Here is a 13,813-nt window from a genome sequence, read left to right as displayed (position 1 = left end):
AGAGGGGCGGCGGGGTGGGTCAGCGGCGGTGGAAGAGGCGCCACAGGGGGCCGTGCGGCGCTTCGGGGGCAACGGCGTCGGCGGCGATGGCGTTGTCCAGGTCGCGGGCGGCGGCTTCGGCCGCTTCGGCGGAGCGGGGCAGCATGGTCGCTTCGTAGTCCCGCAGCGCCTCCTCCGGATCGGCGTGGCGGGTGAGGGAGCGAGCGAGATCGCAGCCGTCGAGCAGGGCGAGATCGGCGCCCTTGCCGGAGAAGGGCGTCATCAGATGCGCGGCGTCCCCGAGGAGCGTCAGGCCCGGGGTGTGCGGCCAGGTGTGCGGCGGCAGGGCGAACAGCGGCTGGTTGAGGAATCCGCCGTCGTTCTCCCGCAGCAGCGCGAGCAGGGTGCTGTCCCAGTCGGCGAAGGCGTCGAGCAACGCGGCGCGCACGTCCTCGGCGTCATGGACGTTCACGCCGCGATCGAGCATCCAGTCCTGCGAACCGCGGAAGGCGATGTACGCGCGGATGCGGTCGTGTCCGTCGCGGTGGTCGCGGTGGGCGATCAGGCCCCTGTCGCCGGACAGCGCCAGCATGCTGCCGTCGCCGACCAGCCGGGCGACGGCCGGGTGGCGGGCGTCGACGTCGTCGAAGCCGGCCTCGACGAAGGTGACGCCCGAGTAGTGGGGGGAGTCGTCCGTCAGCAGGGGCCGCACTCGGGACCAGGCGCCGTCGGCACCGATGACCAGGTCGAAGGTCTCGGCGTGACCGCCGTCGAAGACGGCCTTGTGGGTGCCGTCGCCGAGCGGGTGGAGTGTGCTCAGGTACCGGCCCCAGCGGACGGTCCCGGGGGCGAGGGAGTCCAGCAGCAGACGCCGCAGGTCCGCGCGGTCGATCTCGGCCCCGTCGTCCACGCCGTCGGCGGGCAGCTCGCGGTGCAACAGGGCCCCCGTGCGGTCCAGCAGGCGCACCTCCCGCCCTCCGGGGCGGGCAAGGGCGCGGAACTCGTCGTCGAGACCCGCCTCGAACAGGGCCGCCCGCCCGAAGGCCGCCCGCAGTTCCAGCGTGCCGCCATGGGGACGGGCGTCGGCGGACGCCTCGCGCTCGAAGACGGTGACCGGCCGGCCCTCCCGCTGGAGGACGCGGGCACAGAGCAGGCCGCCGAGGCCGCCGCCGATGACCGCGATCCGGGGAGTGCTGGGGTTCATATCGCTCCTCAACTGTGGGACTGCGGCCGGGCGTCGGCGTGTCCGAGCTGCCGGGCCGAGCGGGCCCGCAAACCGTCGGGCGGGCGGCGCGCCGCCGCGGGCCGTCGCTTCGCACGCGCACAACGAAGGTCGAAAGGGTGCAACGACTCCCCTTTGTATCGCCGAACACACGCGACCTCCGCGGGTGACACCCGCGGCTGCCCTCTCCATCGGACCGGAGGACGCGTACGGGGGCGACCGCGGAGGGATCGAGCACTCCGGAGGCTTCGAAGGGCGAAGTCGGGGAAGGCGGGAGGACGCGGGTGGCCGGCCGCCCGCGCACCGCGGGCCCTCTCGCTCACGCGAGGTCAAAAGCCCCTGATCCGCGGGCTCGGCGGCCACCGGTGGGCAAAAGGGACAGTTGGGCGGTCCGTACACCTGTACTTGCAGTTTTAGGTATGCCTAACCTAATGTAACGACGCGTGTCCACGACAAAGCCAGCTGCCACAGCACCCCCCGTGCCCGGCACGCACACCGCCGCGATGACCTTGCGGCGCATTCCGCTGTTCGCGGTCGGGGTCTGCGCGCTCGCGGTCTGTGCGGCCCTGAGCCTCGCTCTCGGCGCGCGGTCCGTGCCGCTGTCCACGGTGATCGATGCCCTGTCAGGCACCGCGCACGGGCGGGACGCCATCGTGGTCACGGGCCTTCGGCTGCCGCGCACCCTCGTCGCGCTCGCGGTCGGCGCGGCACTCGGTGTGGCCGGAGCGGTCGTCCAGGGCATCACCCGCAACCCGCTCGCCTCGCCGACCACCCTGGGCATCAACGCGGGCGCCGGCTTCGCGGTGGTCACCGCCATCTACGCGCTGCACCTGACGCGCCCCGCCGAATACCTGTGGTTCGCGTTCGCCGGTGCGGCGGCCGCCGCGCTGTTCGCCCAGGCCCTCGCCCGGCGCGCCGGCGACCTCGACCCGGTACGCCTGGCACTCGGCGGCACCGTCCTCCAACTCGTCCTGCTCTCCTGGACCTCGACGGTGATGCTGGCCAGCAAGCGGTCCCTGGACGAGGCCCGGTTCTGGCTGGCCGGTTCGCTGTCCGAGCGCCCCCTCTCGGTGCTCTATCCCGTGCTGCCGACCCTGGTGATCGGCCTGGTCGTCGCGCTCGCCATCACCCCGGCGCTCAACGCGCTGGCGCTCGGCGACGATTCCGCGCAGGCGCTCGGCGTGCCGGTGGCCCGGATCAGAACGGCCGGCGGCCTCGCCGTCGTACTGCTCGCCGGATCCGCGGTCGCGGTGGCCGGCCCGCTGGCGTTCATCGGCCTGGCGGCCCCGCACCTCGTACGCCAGCTGTTCCGCTCCTCCGACCACCGCATCGTGGTGCCCGGCTGCCTGATCGCGGGACCGCTGCTGCTGCTCACCGCCGACATCCTCGGACGGATCGTCATCCGCCCCTCCGAGCTGCAGGTCGGCATCCTCAGCGCCTTCCTCGGCGCGCCGCTGCTGGCGCTGCTGGCCCGGAAGGTGGCCCGATGACCGAGACCCTGAAGGCCGGCAAGCTCTCCGCCGCCCGGCCCGCCGGGCGGCGCCCCGCCGCGCTGCGCACCCCCCTCCTCGCCCTCGGCGGGGTGGTGGCACTCCTCGCCCTGATCACGGTCTCCGTCGCCAACGGAGACATGCCGCTCTCACCGGGCGAGGCGGTCAAGGGTCTGCTCGGGCTGGGGGATCCCGGCACCGTGCTCATCGTCCAGGAGTTCCGCGCCCCGCGGATGGCCGCGGCGGTCGTCGCCGGTACCGGCCTGGCCGTGGCCGGTACGCTCCTGCAGCGGCTGTTCCGCAATCCGCTCGCCTCTCCCGACGTGATGGGCGTGACCGGTGGCGCCTCGTTCGGCGCGGTGGCGATGCTCGCCACCGGGGCCTCGCAGGCTCTGATCCCGCTCGCCGCGCTCGGCGGCGGGCTGCTCGCCGCGGTCTTGCTGGCGGTGTTCGCCTGGCGCGCCGGGGTCAACGTCACCCGGCTGGTGCTCGTCGGGCTCGCCGTGCAGGCGGGGCTGGCCGCCGCGGTGAACTTCATGGTCGTCAGCTTCCCGACCGAGCTGGCCGGTTCCGCGCTCCAGTGGACGACCGGCTCGGTCTACGGGCGGACCTGGACCGAGGTATGGGTCGCGGGTACGGCGGTGGCACTGGCCCTCGCCGTCGCCTTCCTGCTGCACCGCCGGCTGGCGGTGCTGGACCTGGGCGACGACTCGGCCGGTGCGCTCGGCCTGCACACCAGCGCCGCCCGCCTCCAGGTGCTGGTGACCGCCGTGGTCCTGGCCTCCCTGGCCGCTGCCCTCACCGGCCCGGTCGCCTTCGTCGCACTGGCCGTACCGCACATGGTGAGGTTCGCCGCCGGACCGCCGACCGCCGGGACCCTGGCGCTCTCCGGCCTGGCCGGCTCCATCCTGCTGCTCGCCTCCGACCTGGTGGCGCAGCATCTGCTGCCGGTGAGCGGACTGCCGGTCGGGGTGGTCACCGCCACCCTGGGCGCGCCGTGGCTGCTGGCCCTGATGATCCGTCAGAGCAGTTCCGTGAACAGGAGTGCCCGATGACCGCCAACCAGCTCTCCACGCACGGACTCGACCTGCGCTACGGCGACCGGCTGATCGTCGAGAACCTCGAACTGGTGCTGCCCGGCGGCGCCGTCACGGCCGTCGTCGGCCCCAACGCCTGTGGCAAGTCGACCCTGTTGCGGGGTCTGACGCGGCTGCTGGCCCCGTCCGCCGGCACCGTCGCGCTGGACGGCGCGGACATTCACCGGATGCCGGCGCGCGCCCTCGCGCTGCGCATGGGCCTGCTCCCGCAGCAGCCGGTGACGCCGGACGCGATCACCGTGGAGGCCCTCGTACGGCTCGGCCGCTATCCGCACCAGCGGCTGCTGAGCCCGTGGTCGGCGGCCGACCAGCAGGCCGTGGAGGAGGCGCTGGCGCGCACCGGCACCGACGTGCTGCGCGACCAGCCCGTCGACCAGCTCTCCGGCGGCCAGCGCCAGCGCGCCTGGATCGCCCTCGCGCTGGCCCAGGACACCGACCTCCTTCTGCTCGACGAGCCCACCACGTTCCTCGACCTGCGGCATCAGCTCGACGTCCTCGACCTGGTCGCCGCGCTGCACGCCGAGGCGGGCCGCACCGTGGTGATGGTGCTGCACGACCTCGGGCAGGCCGCCCGCTACGCGGACCACCTCGTGGTCCTCAAGGACGGGCAGCTGGCCGCGGCCGGCGCCCCGGCGGATGTGCTCGACGCGGAGCTGGTCAAGTCCGTGTTCGACGTGGACTGCCGGGTGATCCCCGACCCCGAGACCGGCACCCCGCTGGTCGTACCCAAGGGCCGGGCGGTGCGGCACACCGCCGTCTCCGCCTGACGTCCCCGCTCTCCCCCACGAGCACCGTCCCGCGCTCGAAAGAGCGTCAGTCTCCGCTCCCCCTAAGGAAACCGACACCCTCATGTTCAGCAGATTCACCTTCCGCGGTATCAGCCGGCTGATCGCCGCGCTGCTCGCCGTCGTCCTGGGCACCGCCGCGCTGGCCGCCTGCGGCGGCGCCAAGTCCTCCGACGAGACCGGCAAGGACGGCGCCGGCTCCGGCGCCTTCCCGCGCACCGTCAAGGACGCCATGGGCGGCGCGGAGATCCCCGCGAAGCCCAAGCGCGTGGTCGTCCTGGACACCGGCGAGCTCGACGACGTCACCACGCTGGGCATCACGCCGGTCGGCGCGGTCTCCCCGCACATGAAGACCGAGGGCGGCTTCCCCACCTACCTCAAGGACGAGATCAAGGGCGTCACGGACGTCGGCCCGCTGCTGGAGCCGAACCTGGAGAAGATCGCCACCCTCAAGCCCGACCTGATCCTTTCCTCCAAGGTCCGGCACGAGAAGATCTACGACAAGCTCAAGGCGATCGCGCCGACCGTCTTCACCGAGACCACCGGCGGGCCCTGGAAGGCCAACCTGAAGGTGCACGCCAAGGCGCTGGGCCTGGAGAAGGAAGCCGACCGCAAGCTCAAGGAGTACGAGACCCGCGCGAAGGCCCTGGGCGCGGCCATCAAGAAGAAGTACGACGGCAAGATGCCGTCCGCCTCGGTCGTGCGCTTCGTGGCCGGCCCGACGCGCCTGTACCAGAAGTCCTCCTACAGCGGCGTGGTCCTGAACGACATCGGTCTGGCCCGTCCGAAGTCGCAGAGCTCCACCGACCCGGTCAAGACGATGCTCGACGTCAGCCCGGAGGAGATCGACAAGGCCGAGGCGGACATGGTCTTCGTGACCGTCGCGGACGACCCGGACAAGACCCAGAAGAAGGACGTCACGTCCAACCCGGTCTGGAAGGACCTGGGCGCCGTCAAGGGCCACAAGGTCTTCGACGTGCCGGACGAGACCTGGATGTCCGGCATCGGCATCCAGGCCGCCGAGCACATGCTCGCCGACGTGGCGAAGGCCACCGGCGTGCAGCTGCCGAAGAGCTGAGCCCCAGGGGGTGGGCCGCCGTCCCCACGGCCCACCCCCGCCCGGCATCCCGTCCTCCCCACGCACCACCCCCGATCCCGAAGGCGCCCCGCTCATGCGGATGTATCTGCTCGCTCTCAATCCCACCGACTCGGTCACCGACGGCTTCCTGCCCGCCGCCACCCGCCTGGGGCTGACGGTCACGATCCTCACGGACCAGCCCGAGGCGCACCGCCGGGCCTGTCCGCAGACCGAGGTCCTGGAGTGCGACGTCCACGACTTCCGCGCCGTCATCAGCCGGATCGCCACCCACCACCGCCCGGACGCGGTGTTCACCAACAGCGACCACCTGCAGACCCAAGCGGCTCTGGCCGCCGACTACTTCGCGCTTCCGGGCAAGGACTGGCGGGCCGCGCTGCGCGCCAAGAACAAGGCCGAGATGCGGCGCCACCTCGCCGCGGCCGGCGCCGACACCGTCCGGTCCGTGGAGCTCTCCGCCGGCCAGGACCCGGCCACCCTCGCCGCCGCCGGCCTGCCCTACCCCTGTGTCGTCAAGCCCCGTGAGGGAGTGGCGAGCGAGGACGTGACGCTGGCCGCCGGTCCCGAGGAGCTGGTGGCGCGCGCCGCGGAGATCCAGGCGCGGCGCCCGCAGGCCGCGCTGGTCGCGGAGGAGTTCCTCGCCGGTGAGCTGTACACCCTGGAGACGCTCGGCGACGGCCGGGTGCGGCACGTCCTGGGCGGCTTCCACACGACCGTCTCGGCGCCGCCGGCGTTCATCGAGGAGCGGCACGACTTCGTCGCCGCGCACCCGGAGCCGGTCCAGGCGCAGGTGCTGGCCCAACTCGACGCGCTGGGCGTCGGGTTCGGGGCGTGCCACACCGAATTCGTGGTGCACGAGGGCCGCGCGCGGCTGATCGAGGTGAACTACCGCGCCATCGGCGACCAGTGCGATCTGCTCCTCGCGCAGGTCCTGGACATCCCGCTGTTCGAGCACATCCTGCGGACGCATCTGGGCGAGCCGCTGCCCGCCGGCCTCGGTGCGCGGCGCGACGGTGCGGGCCGGCTGGAGTACGCCCGCGCGGACCGGGCCGGGACGCTCACCACGGCGCCCGGCGCCACCGACCGCACGGTGGACGGCGTCCGGCTGAGCTACCGGCCGCTGCGCCCGGTCGGCGCGGAGCACCCGCTGTACCGCACCAACCGCGACTACCTCGGTGTGCTGCGGGCCACCGGCACCGACGGCGGCGCCGTGGACCGCGCGTCCCACGGGTTCTTCGCCGCCGAGCGCTGGGAGATATCGTCATGACCGCCCCGCTCGACACCGCCGAGGACCTCGGCGCGTACCCGGACGGCGGCGCGGACGAGGAGGCGGAACTGCTGCGGCGCGTGCTCAGCGCGCTGCTGCGCGAGGACGTCGTCGGCCTGCGCAGCCGGAGCACGCTGCTGGAGCGGCCGGACGGCCCCTGGCTGCGGCTTCCGGCGGACCCGGCCGCCGCGGCCCTGCTGCTTCCGCTCGGCGAGGACGGCTACCAGAGCACCTACGCGGCCCGGCTGCCCCTGTTGGTCCGCGAGGCCGACGGCGCCCGGCTGACCACCACCGATGACGTGCTGGCCGCGCTGCGCGCACTCGCCGACCCCGCCGACCACGAGGGCTTCGACGCCTTCGCCGAGGAGTGCCGGCAGACGCTGGCGACCATGCGGCTGCACAGCCGGACACGGGCCGAGACCGACGCCGAGCTGACGGTACGTCACGGGTCGGACCCGGGCGCCTGGTCGGGGCTCTCCGGCGGTCTGGCGTACGACACGCTGGCCGCTCGGCTCGACCACCCCGTCTACCCCACCGCACGGGGCCGCTCCGGCCTGGACGAGCGGCAGCTGCGTTCCTACGCGCCGGAGTTCCACCCGCGTTTCGCACTGCGCTGGCTCGCCCTGCCGCGTACCGCCGTGACCGTGACGGGCGGCGAAGCGGCACTGCCCGACTTCTGGCCGACGCCCGCGGCGCTGGGCCTGCCGCATCTCGACGGCAGCCATCTCGCGCTGCCCGTACACCCGTTGAGCCTCGGCGGCCCGCTGCGCGACGCCCTGCGCGAGACCGGCCTCGAACAGGACGCCGTCCTGTCCGAGCGCGCACTGCTCTCCGCGGTGCCGACGCTGTCGATGCGCACCGTGGCGCCCGACGCCGACCCGCGGCTGCACCTGAAGCTGCCGCTGGCCACGGCCACGCTGGGGCTGCGCAACCGGCGGACCATCAAGCCCCGCACGCTCATCGACGGCGCGGCGGGCCAACGGCTCCTGGAGACCGTGCTGGCCCGCGAGCCGCGATTTGCTGAATCGATTCTGCAGGCCGACGAGACCGTCTACGCGCACGCCGAGCACGAGCTGCTCGCCGTGCTGTGCCGCCGCTACCCGGCCGGCCTCGACGGCAGCGCCGTGGTGCCGATGGCCGCCCTGCTGAGCCGGGCGCCGGGCGGCGAGGCGGTCATCGACCATCTCGCCGAGCGCTTCTACGACGGTGACCCGCTCGCCCTGCTGGACGCCTGCCTGGCCCTGCTCTTCGACTGGCAGGCCACCCTCTTCGGCTACGGCATCGCCCTGGAGTCCCACCAGCAGAACATCTCGCTGGTACTGGACCGGGTGGCGGGATCGACCCGGCTGCGGCTGCTGTTCAAGGACAACGACGCGCCGCGGCTGCACACCGCCCGCCTGCGGGAGACGCTCGGGGACGACGCCCCGGACCCCGCCGCCTTCGCCGACCCGCGGATCTTCGCCGACAGCGACCGGCCGATCCTGGACATGTTCGCCACGATCACCGTCCATCTGTGCGCCGGGTCCTACGCTTTCGGGCTCGCCCGCGAGGGCCGCGCGCCCCTCGCACGGCTCCTGGGACCGGTCCGGGAGAGACTCGCGGAGGCCGTCGAGCGGCAGGGCACCGCACCGGGTGAGCCCGGCGCCGCGCTCCGCGCCCATCTCCTGGACGCACCCGAACTCCCCGTCAAGGCGATGGTCAGCGCCGGGACCCTGCTGTCCAAGGAACGCTCGGGCGCCGCCGACATCAACAAGCACTACACGACCGGCCCCAACTACCTGCTTTCCCCGGGAACTTGCCGATGATCACCGCTACCCGACGGCGCCAGGCCGCTCCGGACGCCGTCGAGACCAAGCCCCGTCCCGCTCTCGCCCGACGCCAGGTGCACGCCGTGGCGGGCTGCTACTTCGTGGCGTCCTTCGCCGCCCTCGGACTGCCGCCCTACCTCACCGAGATCCTGCCCGAGCTGGGTGACGGTGCCGCCCGCTGGGCCGGGCTGCTCTACATCGTGCCCACCATCTTCGGCGCCCTCGGCGCCCCCCTGTGGGGGCGGCTCGCCGATCGCTTCGGCCGCAAACGGCTGCTGCTGCGCGCCCAGTTGGGGCTCGCGGCGGCGTTCCTGCTGGCCGGCTGGGCGGACTCGATCGGCACCTTCGCCGCGGCGCTGTGCCTGCAAGGAGTCCTGGGCGGCACCTTCGCCGCGTCCAACGGCTATCTGGGCGCGGCGCTGGAGGGCAACGCGCTGTCCCGGGCACTGACGCTGATGCAGGGAAGCGCCCGCGCGGCGCTGGTCTTCGCACCGATCGTCGTCGGCTCGCTGACGCCGTGGCTGTCACCGCACCGCCAGTACGCCCTGCTGGCCGTGCTTCCGCTGGCCGCCGCCCTGATGCTGGCGGCGCTGCCGGAGCCGCCCCGGTCCCCGGCCGCCACGCCGGCACCGGACAGGTCCGCCGGGGAGGCCGAGGCCACCGAGTCGGCCGAGGTGGCGATGGCCGCGGAGGCCGCCGCGGCGCAGCCCGCCCGGCGCGCCCGGTTCGGCTCGCTGCGCACCCTGTACGCACTGGAGTTCGCGTTCGTGTTCTCCACCGTCATCTCCTTTCCGTACCTGATCTCCCTGATCAAGGAGCGGATCCCGGGGACCGGTCCGATGGTGTCCGGCGTGCTGTTCGCCCTGCCGCACATGTGCTACCTGCTCGCGGCGATGGCGGTGCACTCGGTCTTCCGGACCCGCCCGCGCCTGGGCATCGCGCTCGGCTTCGGCTGTATCGCGCTGGGTCTGGCCGGCCACGGCGCCGCCGACTCGCTCCCCGCCTTCATCGCCGTACGGCTGGTGCTCGGCGCCGGCCTCACCCTCGGGCTGGTCTGCCTGTCGGTCATGGCCGCGGACTGCGCCAAGGGCCGTGCACCCGGCGGTCTGTTCGGCTCGATCGAATTCTTCTCCAAGGCCGGCGCGGTCGCCGCCGGCGTGGCCGCCGCGGCCGGCAACGACTGGTTCGGCCCGTCCGCACCCGTCCTGACCGGCACCGCGATCGCCGTGGTCACCGTGCTCGCGACCACCCTCCCCGCTCTCTCGCCCCGTCTCCCCCGCACCCGCTGGAGCCCCCGATGCCCTCGCTGACCAATTCGCCCGGCACCGCCCCGGCCCCCGCCTCCCCCGCGGGTCTGCCCACCGCCGACCACGTCGTGGCGCACACCCTGCTGAACTGCCTGCTCCGCGAGGTCAGCGGCCCGGAGCACCAGACCGCCGTCGACACCGGCCATCTGCTGATCAGGCTCCCCCGGCGCGGGGTGCTGCTGCGGGTGGCGTTGCGCCGTACGTCCCTGATCGGCGCCCACCGCTTCACCGGCCCGGTGACCGAGCAGGCCGAGGACGGCTGGGCCGAGGTCGGCTGGGGCCGGCTGGCCGAGTACGTGCACGCGGAGCTGTCGCTGCGCACCGGCGTGGCCAACGACGAGTTCCTCGCGCAGATCGCCTCCAGCCATCAGGCCGTCGCGGCCGCGCTCGCCTCGCGCGGCGTACCGCCGCAGGCCGACACGGGCCGGGAGGACGAGGACTGGCTCGCCGCCTACCTGGCCTCCGAGCAGGCGCTGCTCTTCGGCCACCGGTTCCACCCGACCCCCAAGGCCCGGACCGGCGACCCCGCCTCCTGGCAGTCGTACGCGCCGGAGGCCGGGGCGTCCTTCCCGCTGCTGCTGCTCGCAGTCCGCGACGAGCTGATCGCCGAGGAGGCCGCCGAGGCCGGCGCCACCGCGGCCCTGGACGCGCTGCACACCGATGTGCCGGACGGCTTCCGGCTGCTGCCCGTCCATCCCTGGCAGTTCGAGCTGCTGCGCGACCACCCGGGCCTGCGGGAGGCGCTGGACCGGGACGACATCCGGGTGCTGGGGACCGGCACGACGCCGTTCGCGGCGACCGCGTCCGTGCGCACGCTCTTCGACGGCGCGTCCTTCCTGAAGTTCAGCCTGAACGTCCGGATCACCAACTGCCTGCGCAAGAACGCCAGTTACGAGCTGTCAGGCGCCGTCGCACTGACCCGTCTGCTGGAGCCCGTCCTCACCGACCTCGCCGCCCGCTTCCCCGGAAGTGCCGTTCTCCGCGAGCCGGCCTACCGCAGCCTGGCGCTGCCGGGACCGGACGGCCGGCCGGAGACCGAGCTGCTCGAAGGGTTCGGTGTCATCGTCCGCGAGGGCCTGTCCCGCCGGCTGCTGCCCGGCACCACCCCGCTGCTGGCGGCCGCCGTCGCCGACGAGTACCCGACCAGCGCGGCCCATGTCTCCCGCCTCCTGGACGGCGCCGGCCCGCAGGCAGCGCTGGACTGGTGGGCGGCGTACCTCAATCTGCTCCTGCCGCCGGTGCTCGCCGCCTACTTCGACCACGGCGTCGTCCTGGAACCGCACCTGCAGAACGTGCTGGTGTGCGTCGACGGCGACGGCATGCCCGCGCAGGTGCTCTTCCGCGACCTGGAGGGCACCAAGCTCGTCCCCGAGCACCACACCGACCTGCTCGCGTCGCTGCCCGAGTCGATCGCGGGGCCCATGACGTACGACGCACAGCGCGGCTGGGACCGCGTCGTGTACTGCCTGCTGGTCAACCACGTGGCCGAGATGCTGGCCGCGCTCGCCGATCTGCACCCGGGCACCGAGGCCGAGCTGTGGGCGCAGGTGCGCCGCACCCTCCAGGCGCACGCCGACCGCCACGGTTGCCCGCCGCGGCTGGCCGCCCTGCTGGCCGGGGTGCCGCTGCCCGCCAAGGCCAATCTGCTGACCCGCTGGGAGCGCAAGGCCGACCGGGAGGCCGGCTACGTCCCGCTGCCCTCGCCGCTCGCCGAAGCCGTCCTGACCGGCGCCGTGCGGACCGACGACACCACCCCCTGGAGCGCACGATGACCCTCCCCACGCCCGCGGTCCGCGCCCGTGCGACGGCGCTGCGGCCCGAGGAACTGCCCGCCTACCTCTACGACCTGACGGCGCTGCGCGAGCACGTGGCCGGGGTGCGGGCCGCGCTGCCCGAGCGGGTGGAGCTGTACTACGCGGCCAAGGCCAACCCCGAACCGGAGATCCTGGCCGCCCTGCGCCCGTACGTCGACGGCTACGAGGTGTCCTCGGGCGGCGAACTGGCGCACGTCGGCAAGGCCGTACCCGGTGCGCCGCTGGCCTTCGGCGGCCCCGGCAAGACCCCCGCGGAGGTCGCCCAAGCGCTGGAGCTCGGCGTGCAGCGCTTCCATGTGGAGAGCGTCTACGAGCTGCACATGCTCGCGGACCTCGCCGCCCGTCTCGCCCCGGGCCACCGGATCGCGGTGCTGGCCCGGTTCAACCTGTCCGTCGACGACGGCTCGCTGGACGGCAGTTCCCTGGCCATGGGCGGCCGCCCCACCCCCTTCGGCCTGGACCCGGCACAGGCCGACGAGGTCGTCGCACTGCTCACCGACGGCACCTACCCGCACCTCGAACTGCGGGGAATCCACGCCCACTTGGCGAGCGGCCTGGAGGCTCCCGAGCAGCTCGCCGTCGCCGGCGCCATCGTGACGTGGTCCGTACGGCTCGCCGAGCGGCACCGCATCGCCCTGCCGGAGGTGACCATCGGCGGCGGGATGGCCGTCGACTACACCGAGCCCGAGGCCCGCTTCGACTGGGCGGCGTTCGGCGCGGGGCTCGACCGGCTCGCCGCCGCGCAGCCGGGCCTCACTCTGCGCATCGAGCCGGGCCGCGCACTCACCGCCTACTGCGGCTGGTACGCCACCGAGGTGCTGGATGTGAAGCGCAGCCACGGCGAGGATTTCGCCGTGGTCCGGGGCGGTACCCACCACCTGCGCACACCGGCCACCAAGGGACACGACCAGCCCTGCACGGTGCTGCCCTCCGACGAGCCCTGGCCGCACCCCTGGCCCCGGTCGGCGGCCGAGGGCGACCGCGTCACCGTCACCGGCCAGCTCTGCACGCCCAAGGACGTCCTCGCGCGTGACGTGCCGGCACCGGGGCTGCGGGCGGGCGACCGGGTGGTGTTCGGAGTGGCCGGTGCGTACGCCTGGAACATCTCGCACCACGACTTCCTGATGCACCCCCGCCCGGGCTTCCACTTCCTCGGCAGTGCGGAGGACGTCTAGATGCTGCGCCCCAACGAGGTCCGGCGCAGGCTCGCCGCGGGCGAGGAGGTGCACGGCCTGTTCAGCACCGTCCCCGACACCGCCATGGTCGAGATGATCGGCTGCGCGGGCTACGACTTCGTGATCCTCGACTGCGAGCACACCCTCGTCGACCCGCAGCAGCTGGAGCATCTGATCCGGGCCGCCGAGACGACCGGGCTCACCCCGTTCGTCCGCGTCCCCGAGGCCGACCCCGGCGCGATACTGCGCGCCCTGGACGCCGGGGCGATGGGCATCGTCGTTCCGCACGTACGCGAGCGCGCCGACGTGGACGCGGCCATCAGGGCCGCCCGCTACGCGCCCGAGGGCATGCGTTCCCTCAACGGCGGCCGCGGCCCCGGCTTCGGCCGGATCGACCTGCCCACGTACATCGAGCGGGCCAACGCCGAGATCATGGTCATCGCGCTGGTCGAGGACGCGGAGGGCGTGACGGCGATCGACGAGATCCTCTCCCCCGGCGGCGTCGACCTGCTGCTGCCGGGCCCCGGCGACCTCTCGCAGTCCTACGGGGTCCCCTGGCAGGTCCGCCACCCCCGCGTCCAGGAAGCCGTGCGGACCCTCCGCGCCGGCTGCGCCCGCCACGGCGTCCCGTTCTGCGCGATGTCCACCACGCCGGAGCGCCGGGCCGAGTGGCACGCGGACGGGGTGCGGGCCTTCGTCCTCGGCGAGGACCGCGATCTCACCGCGCGAGCGCTGCGCGGACAGCTCGACCGGGCGCTCGGCGGCGGCTGACC

General features: G+C 73.7%; 11 protein-coding genes. 10 read left to right on the top strand and 1 reads right to left on the bottom strand.

Annotated elements, in window-relative coordinates; translation table 11 throughout:
• Positions 1-19: 19 nt before the first annotated feature.
• Complete coding sequence (locus QOM21_RS31110) at positions 20-1,183, bottom strand: FAD-dependent oxidoreductase (protein WP_407554328.1); 1,164 nt, start codon at positions 1,181-1,183, stop codon at positions 20-22.
• Positions 1,184-1,704: 521 nt separating this feature from the next.
• Between QOM21_RS31110 and QOM21_RS31105 the strand changes: the two genes are divergently transcribed.
• The 10 genes from QOM21_RS31105 to QOM21_RS31060 all read left to right on the top strand — a co-directional run bounded on the left by QOM21_RS31105 (position 1,705) and on the right by QOM21_RS31060 (position 13,811).
• Positions 1,705-2,691: a FecCD family ABC transporter permease gene (locus QOM21_RS31105; RefSeq protein ID WP_407555933.1), complete on the top strand. Its 987-nt coding sequence runs from the start codon at positions 1,705-1,707 to the stop codon at positions 2,689-2,691.
• A complete protein-coding gene (locus QOM21_RS31100; protein ID WP_407554327.1) occupies positions 2,688-3,746 on the top strand; it encodes a FecCD family ABC transporter permease in 1,059 nt (352 codons plus the stop codon). Before QOM21_RS31105 ends, QOM21_RS31100 begins: the two co-directional genes overlap by 4 nt.
• The gene (locus tag QOM21_RS31095) at positions 3,743-4,555 is read left to right on the top strand and encodes an ABC transporter ATP-binding protein (protein WP_407554326.1); all 813 of its coding nucleotides are present in this window, start codon (positions 3,743-3,745) and stop codon (positions 4,553-4,555) included. Before QOM21_RS31100 ends, QOM21_RS31095 begins: the two co-directional genes overlap by 4 nt.
• A gap of 82 nt (positions 4,556-4,637) precedes the next feature.
• Positions 4,638-5,651, top strand: a complete 1,014-nt coding sequence (locus QOM21_RS31090; protein WP_407554325.1) for an ABC transporter substrate-binding protein — start codon at positions 4,638-4,640, stop codon at positions 5,649-5,651.
• Between the two features lie 94 nt (positions 5,652-5,745).
• A complete protein-coding gene (locus tag QOM21_RS31085; RefSeq protein ID WP_407554324.1) occupies positions 5,746-6,936 on the top strand; it encodes an acetyl-CoA carboxylase biotin carboxylase subunit family protein in 1,191 nt (396 codons plus the stop codon).
• Positions 6,933-8,741: an IucA/IucC family protein gene (locus tag QOM21_RS31080; protein ID WP_407554323.1), complete on the top strand. Its 1,809-nt coding sequence runs from the start codon at positions 6,933-6,935 to the stop codon at positions 8,739-8,741. Before QOM21_RS31085 ends, QOM21_RS31080 begins: the two co-directional genes overlap by 4 nt.
• On the top strand, positions 8,738-10,054 hold the full coding sequence (locus QOM21_RS31075) for an MFS transporter (RefSeq protein WP_407554322.1): 1,317 nt from the start codon (positions 8,738-8,740) through the stop codon (positions 10,052-10,054). Before QOM21_RS31080 ends, QOM21_RS31075 begins: the two co-directional genes overlap by 4 nt.
• Entirely contained in the window at positions 10,042-11,823 is a 1,782-nt protein-coding gene (locus tag QOM21_RS31070; RefSeq protein WP_407554321.1) for an IucA/IucC family protein, read from the top strand. Before QOM21_RS31075 ends, QOM21_RS31070 begins: the two co-directional genes overlap by 13 nt.
• Positions 11,820-13,040 carry a type III PLP-dependent enzyme gene (locus tag QOM21_RS31065; protein ID WP_407554320.1) on the top strand — a complete coding sequence of 407 codons (1,221 nt, stop codon included), beginning with the start codon at positions 11,820-11,822 and terminating at the stop codon, positions 13,038-13,040. Before QOM21_RS31070 ends, QOM21_RS31065 begins: the two co-directional genes overlap by 4 nt.
• The gene (locus tag QOM21_RS31060; protein WP_407554319.1) at positions 13,041-13,811 is read left to right on the top strand and encodes an HpcH/HpaI aldolase family protein; all 771 of its coding nucleotides are present in this window, start codon (positions 13,041-13,043) and stop codon (positions 13,809-13,811) included. It begins immediately after the preceding gene.
• Positions 13,812-13,813: the final 2 nt, after the last annotated feature.

This window comes from Streptomyces sp. Pv4-95, assembly GCF_045782725.1.
GTDB lineage: Bacteria > Actinomycetota > Actinomycetes > Streptomycetales > Streptomycetaceae > Streptomyces.
Note: the sequence above shows the minus strand (reverse complement) of the source record. Positions and strands in the feature narration are given on the sequence as shown.

Excerpts from the sequence above, each read along its gene's own strand:
- QOM21_RS31110 (WP_407554328.1), bottom strand. The coding sequence starts at position 1,183 with ATGAACCCCAGCACTCCCCGGATCGCGGTCATCGGCGGCGGCCTCGGC.
- QOM21_RS31105 (WP_407555933.1), top strand. The coding sequence starts at position 1,705 with ATGACCTTGCGGCGCATTCCGCTGTTCGCGGTCGGGGTCTGCGCGCTC.
- QOM21_RS31100 (WP_407554327.1), top strand. The coding sequence starts at position 2,688 with ATGACCGAGACCCTGAAGGCCGGCAAGCTCTCCGCCGCCCGGCCCGCC.
- QOM21_RS31095 (WP_407554326.1), top strand. The coding sequence starts at position 3,743 with ATGACCGCCAACCAGCTCTCCACGCACGGACTCGACCTGCGCTACGGC.
- QOM21_RS31090 (WP_407554325.1), top strand. The coding sequence starts at position 4,638 with ATGTTCAGCAGATTCACCTTCCGCGGTATCAGCCGGCTGATCGCCGCG.
- QOM21_RS31085 (WP_407554324.1), top strand. The coding sequence starts at position 5,746 with ATGCGGATGTATCTGCTCGCTCTCAATCCCACCGACTCGGTCACCGAC.
- QOM21_RS31080 (WP_407554323.1), top strand. The coding sequence starts at position 6,933 with ATGACCGCCCCGCTCGACACCGCCGAGGACCTCGGCGCGTACCCGGAC.
- QOM21_RS31075 (WP_407554322.1), top strand. The coding sequence starts at position 8,738 with ATGATCACCGCTACCCGACGGCGCCAGGCCGCTCCGGACGCCGTCGAG.
- QOM21_RS31070 (WP_407554321.1), top strand. The coding sequence starts at position 10,042 with ATGCCCTCGCTGACCAATTCGCCCGGCACCGCCCCGGCCCCCGCCTCC.
- QOM21_RS31065 (WP_407554320.1), top strand. The coding sequence starts at position 11,820 with ATGACCCTCCCCACGCCCGCGGTCCGCGCCCGTGCGACGGCGCTGCGG.
- QOM21_RS31060 (WP_407554319.1), top strand. The coding sequence starts at position 13,041 with ATGCTGCGCCCCAACGAGGTCCGGCGCAGGCTCGCCGCGGGCGAGGAG.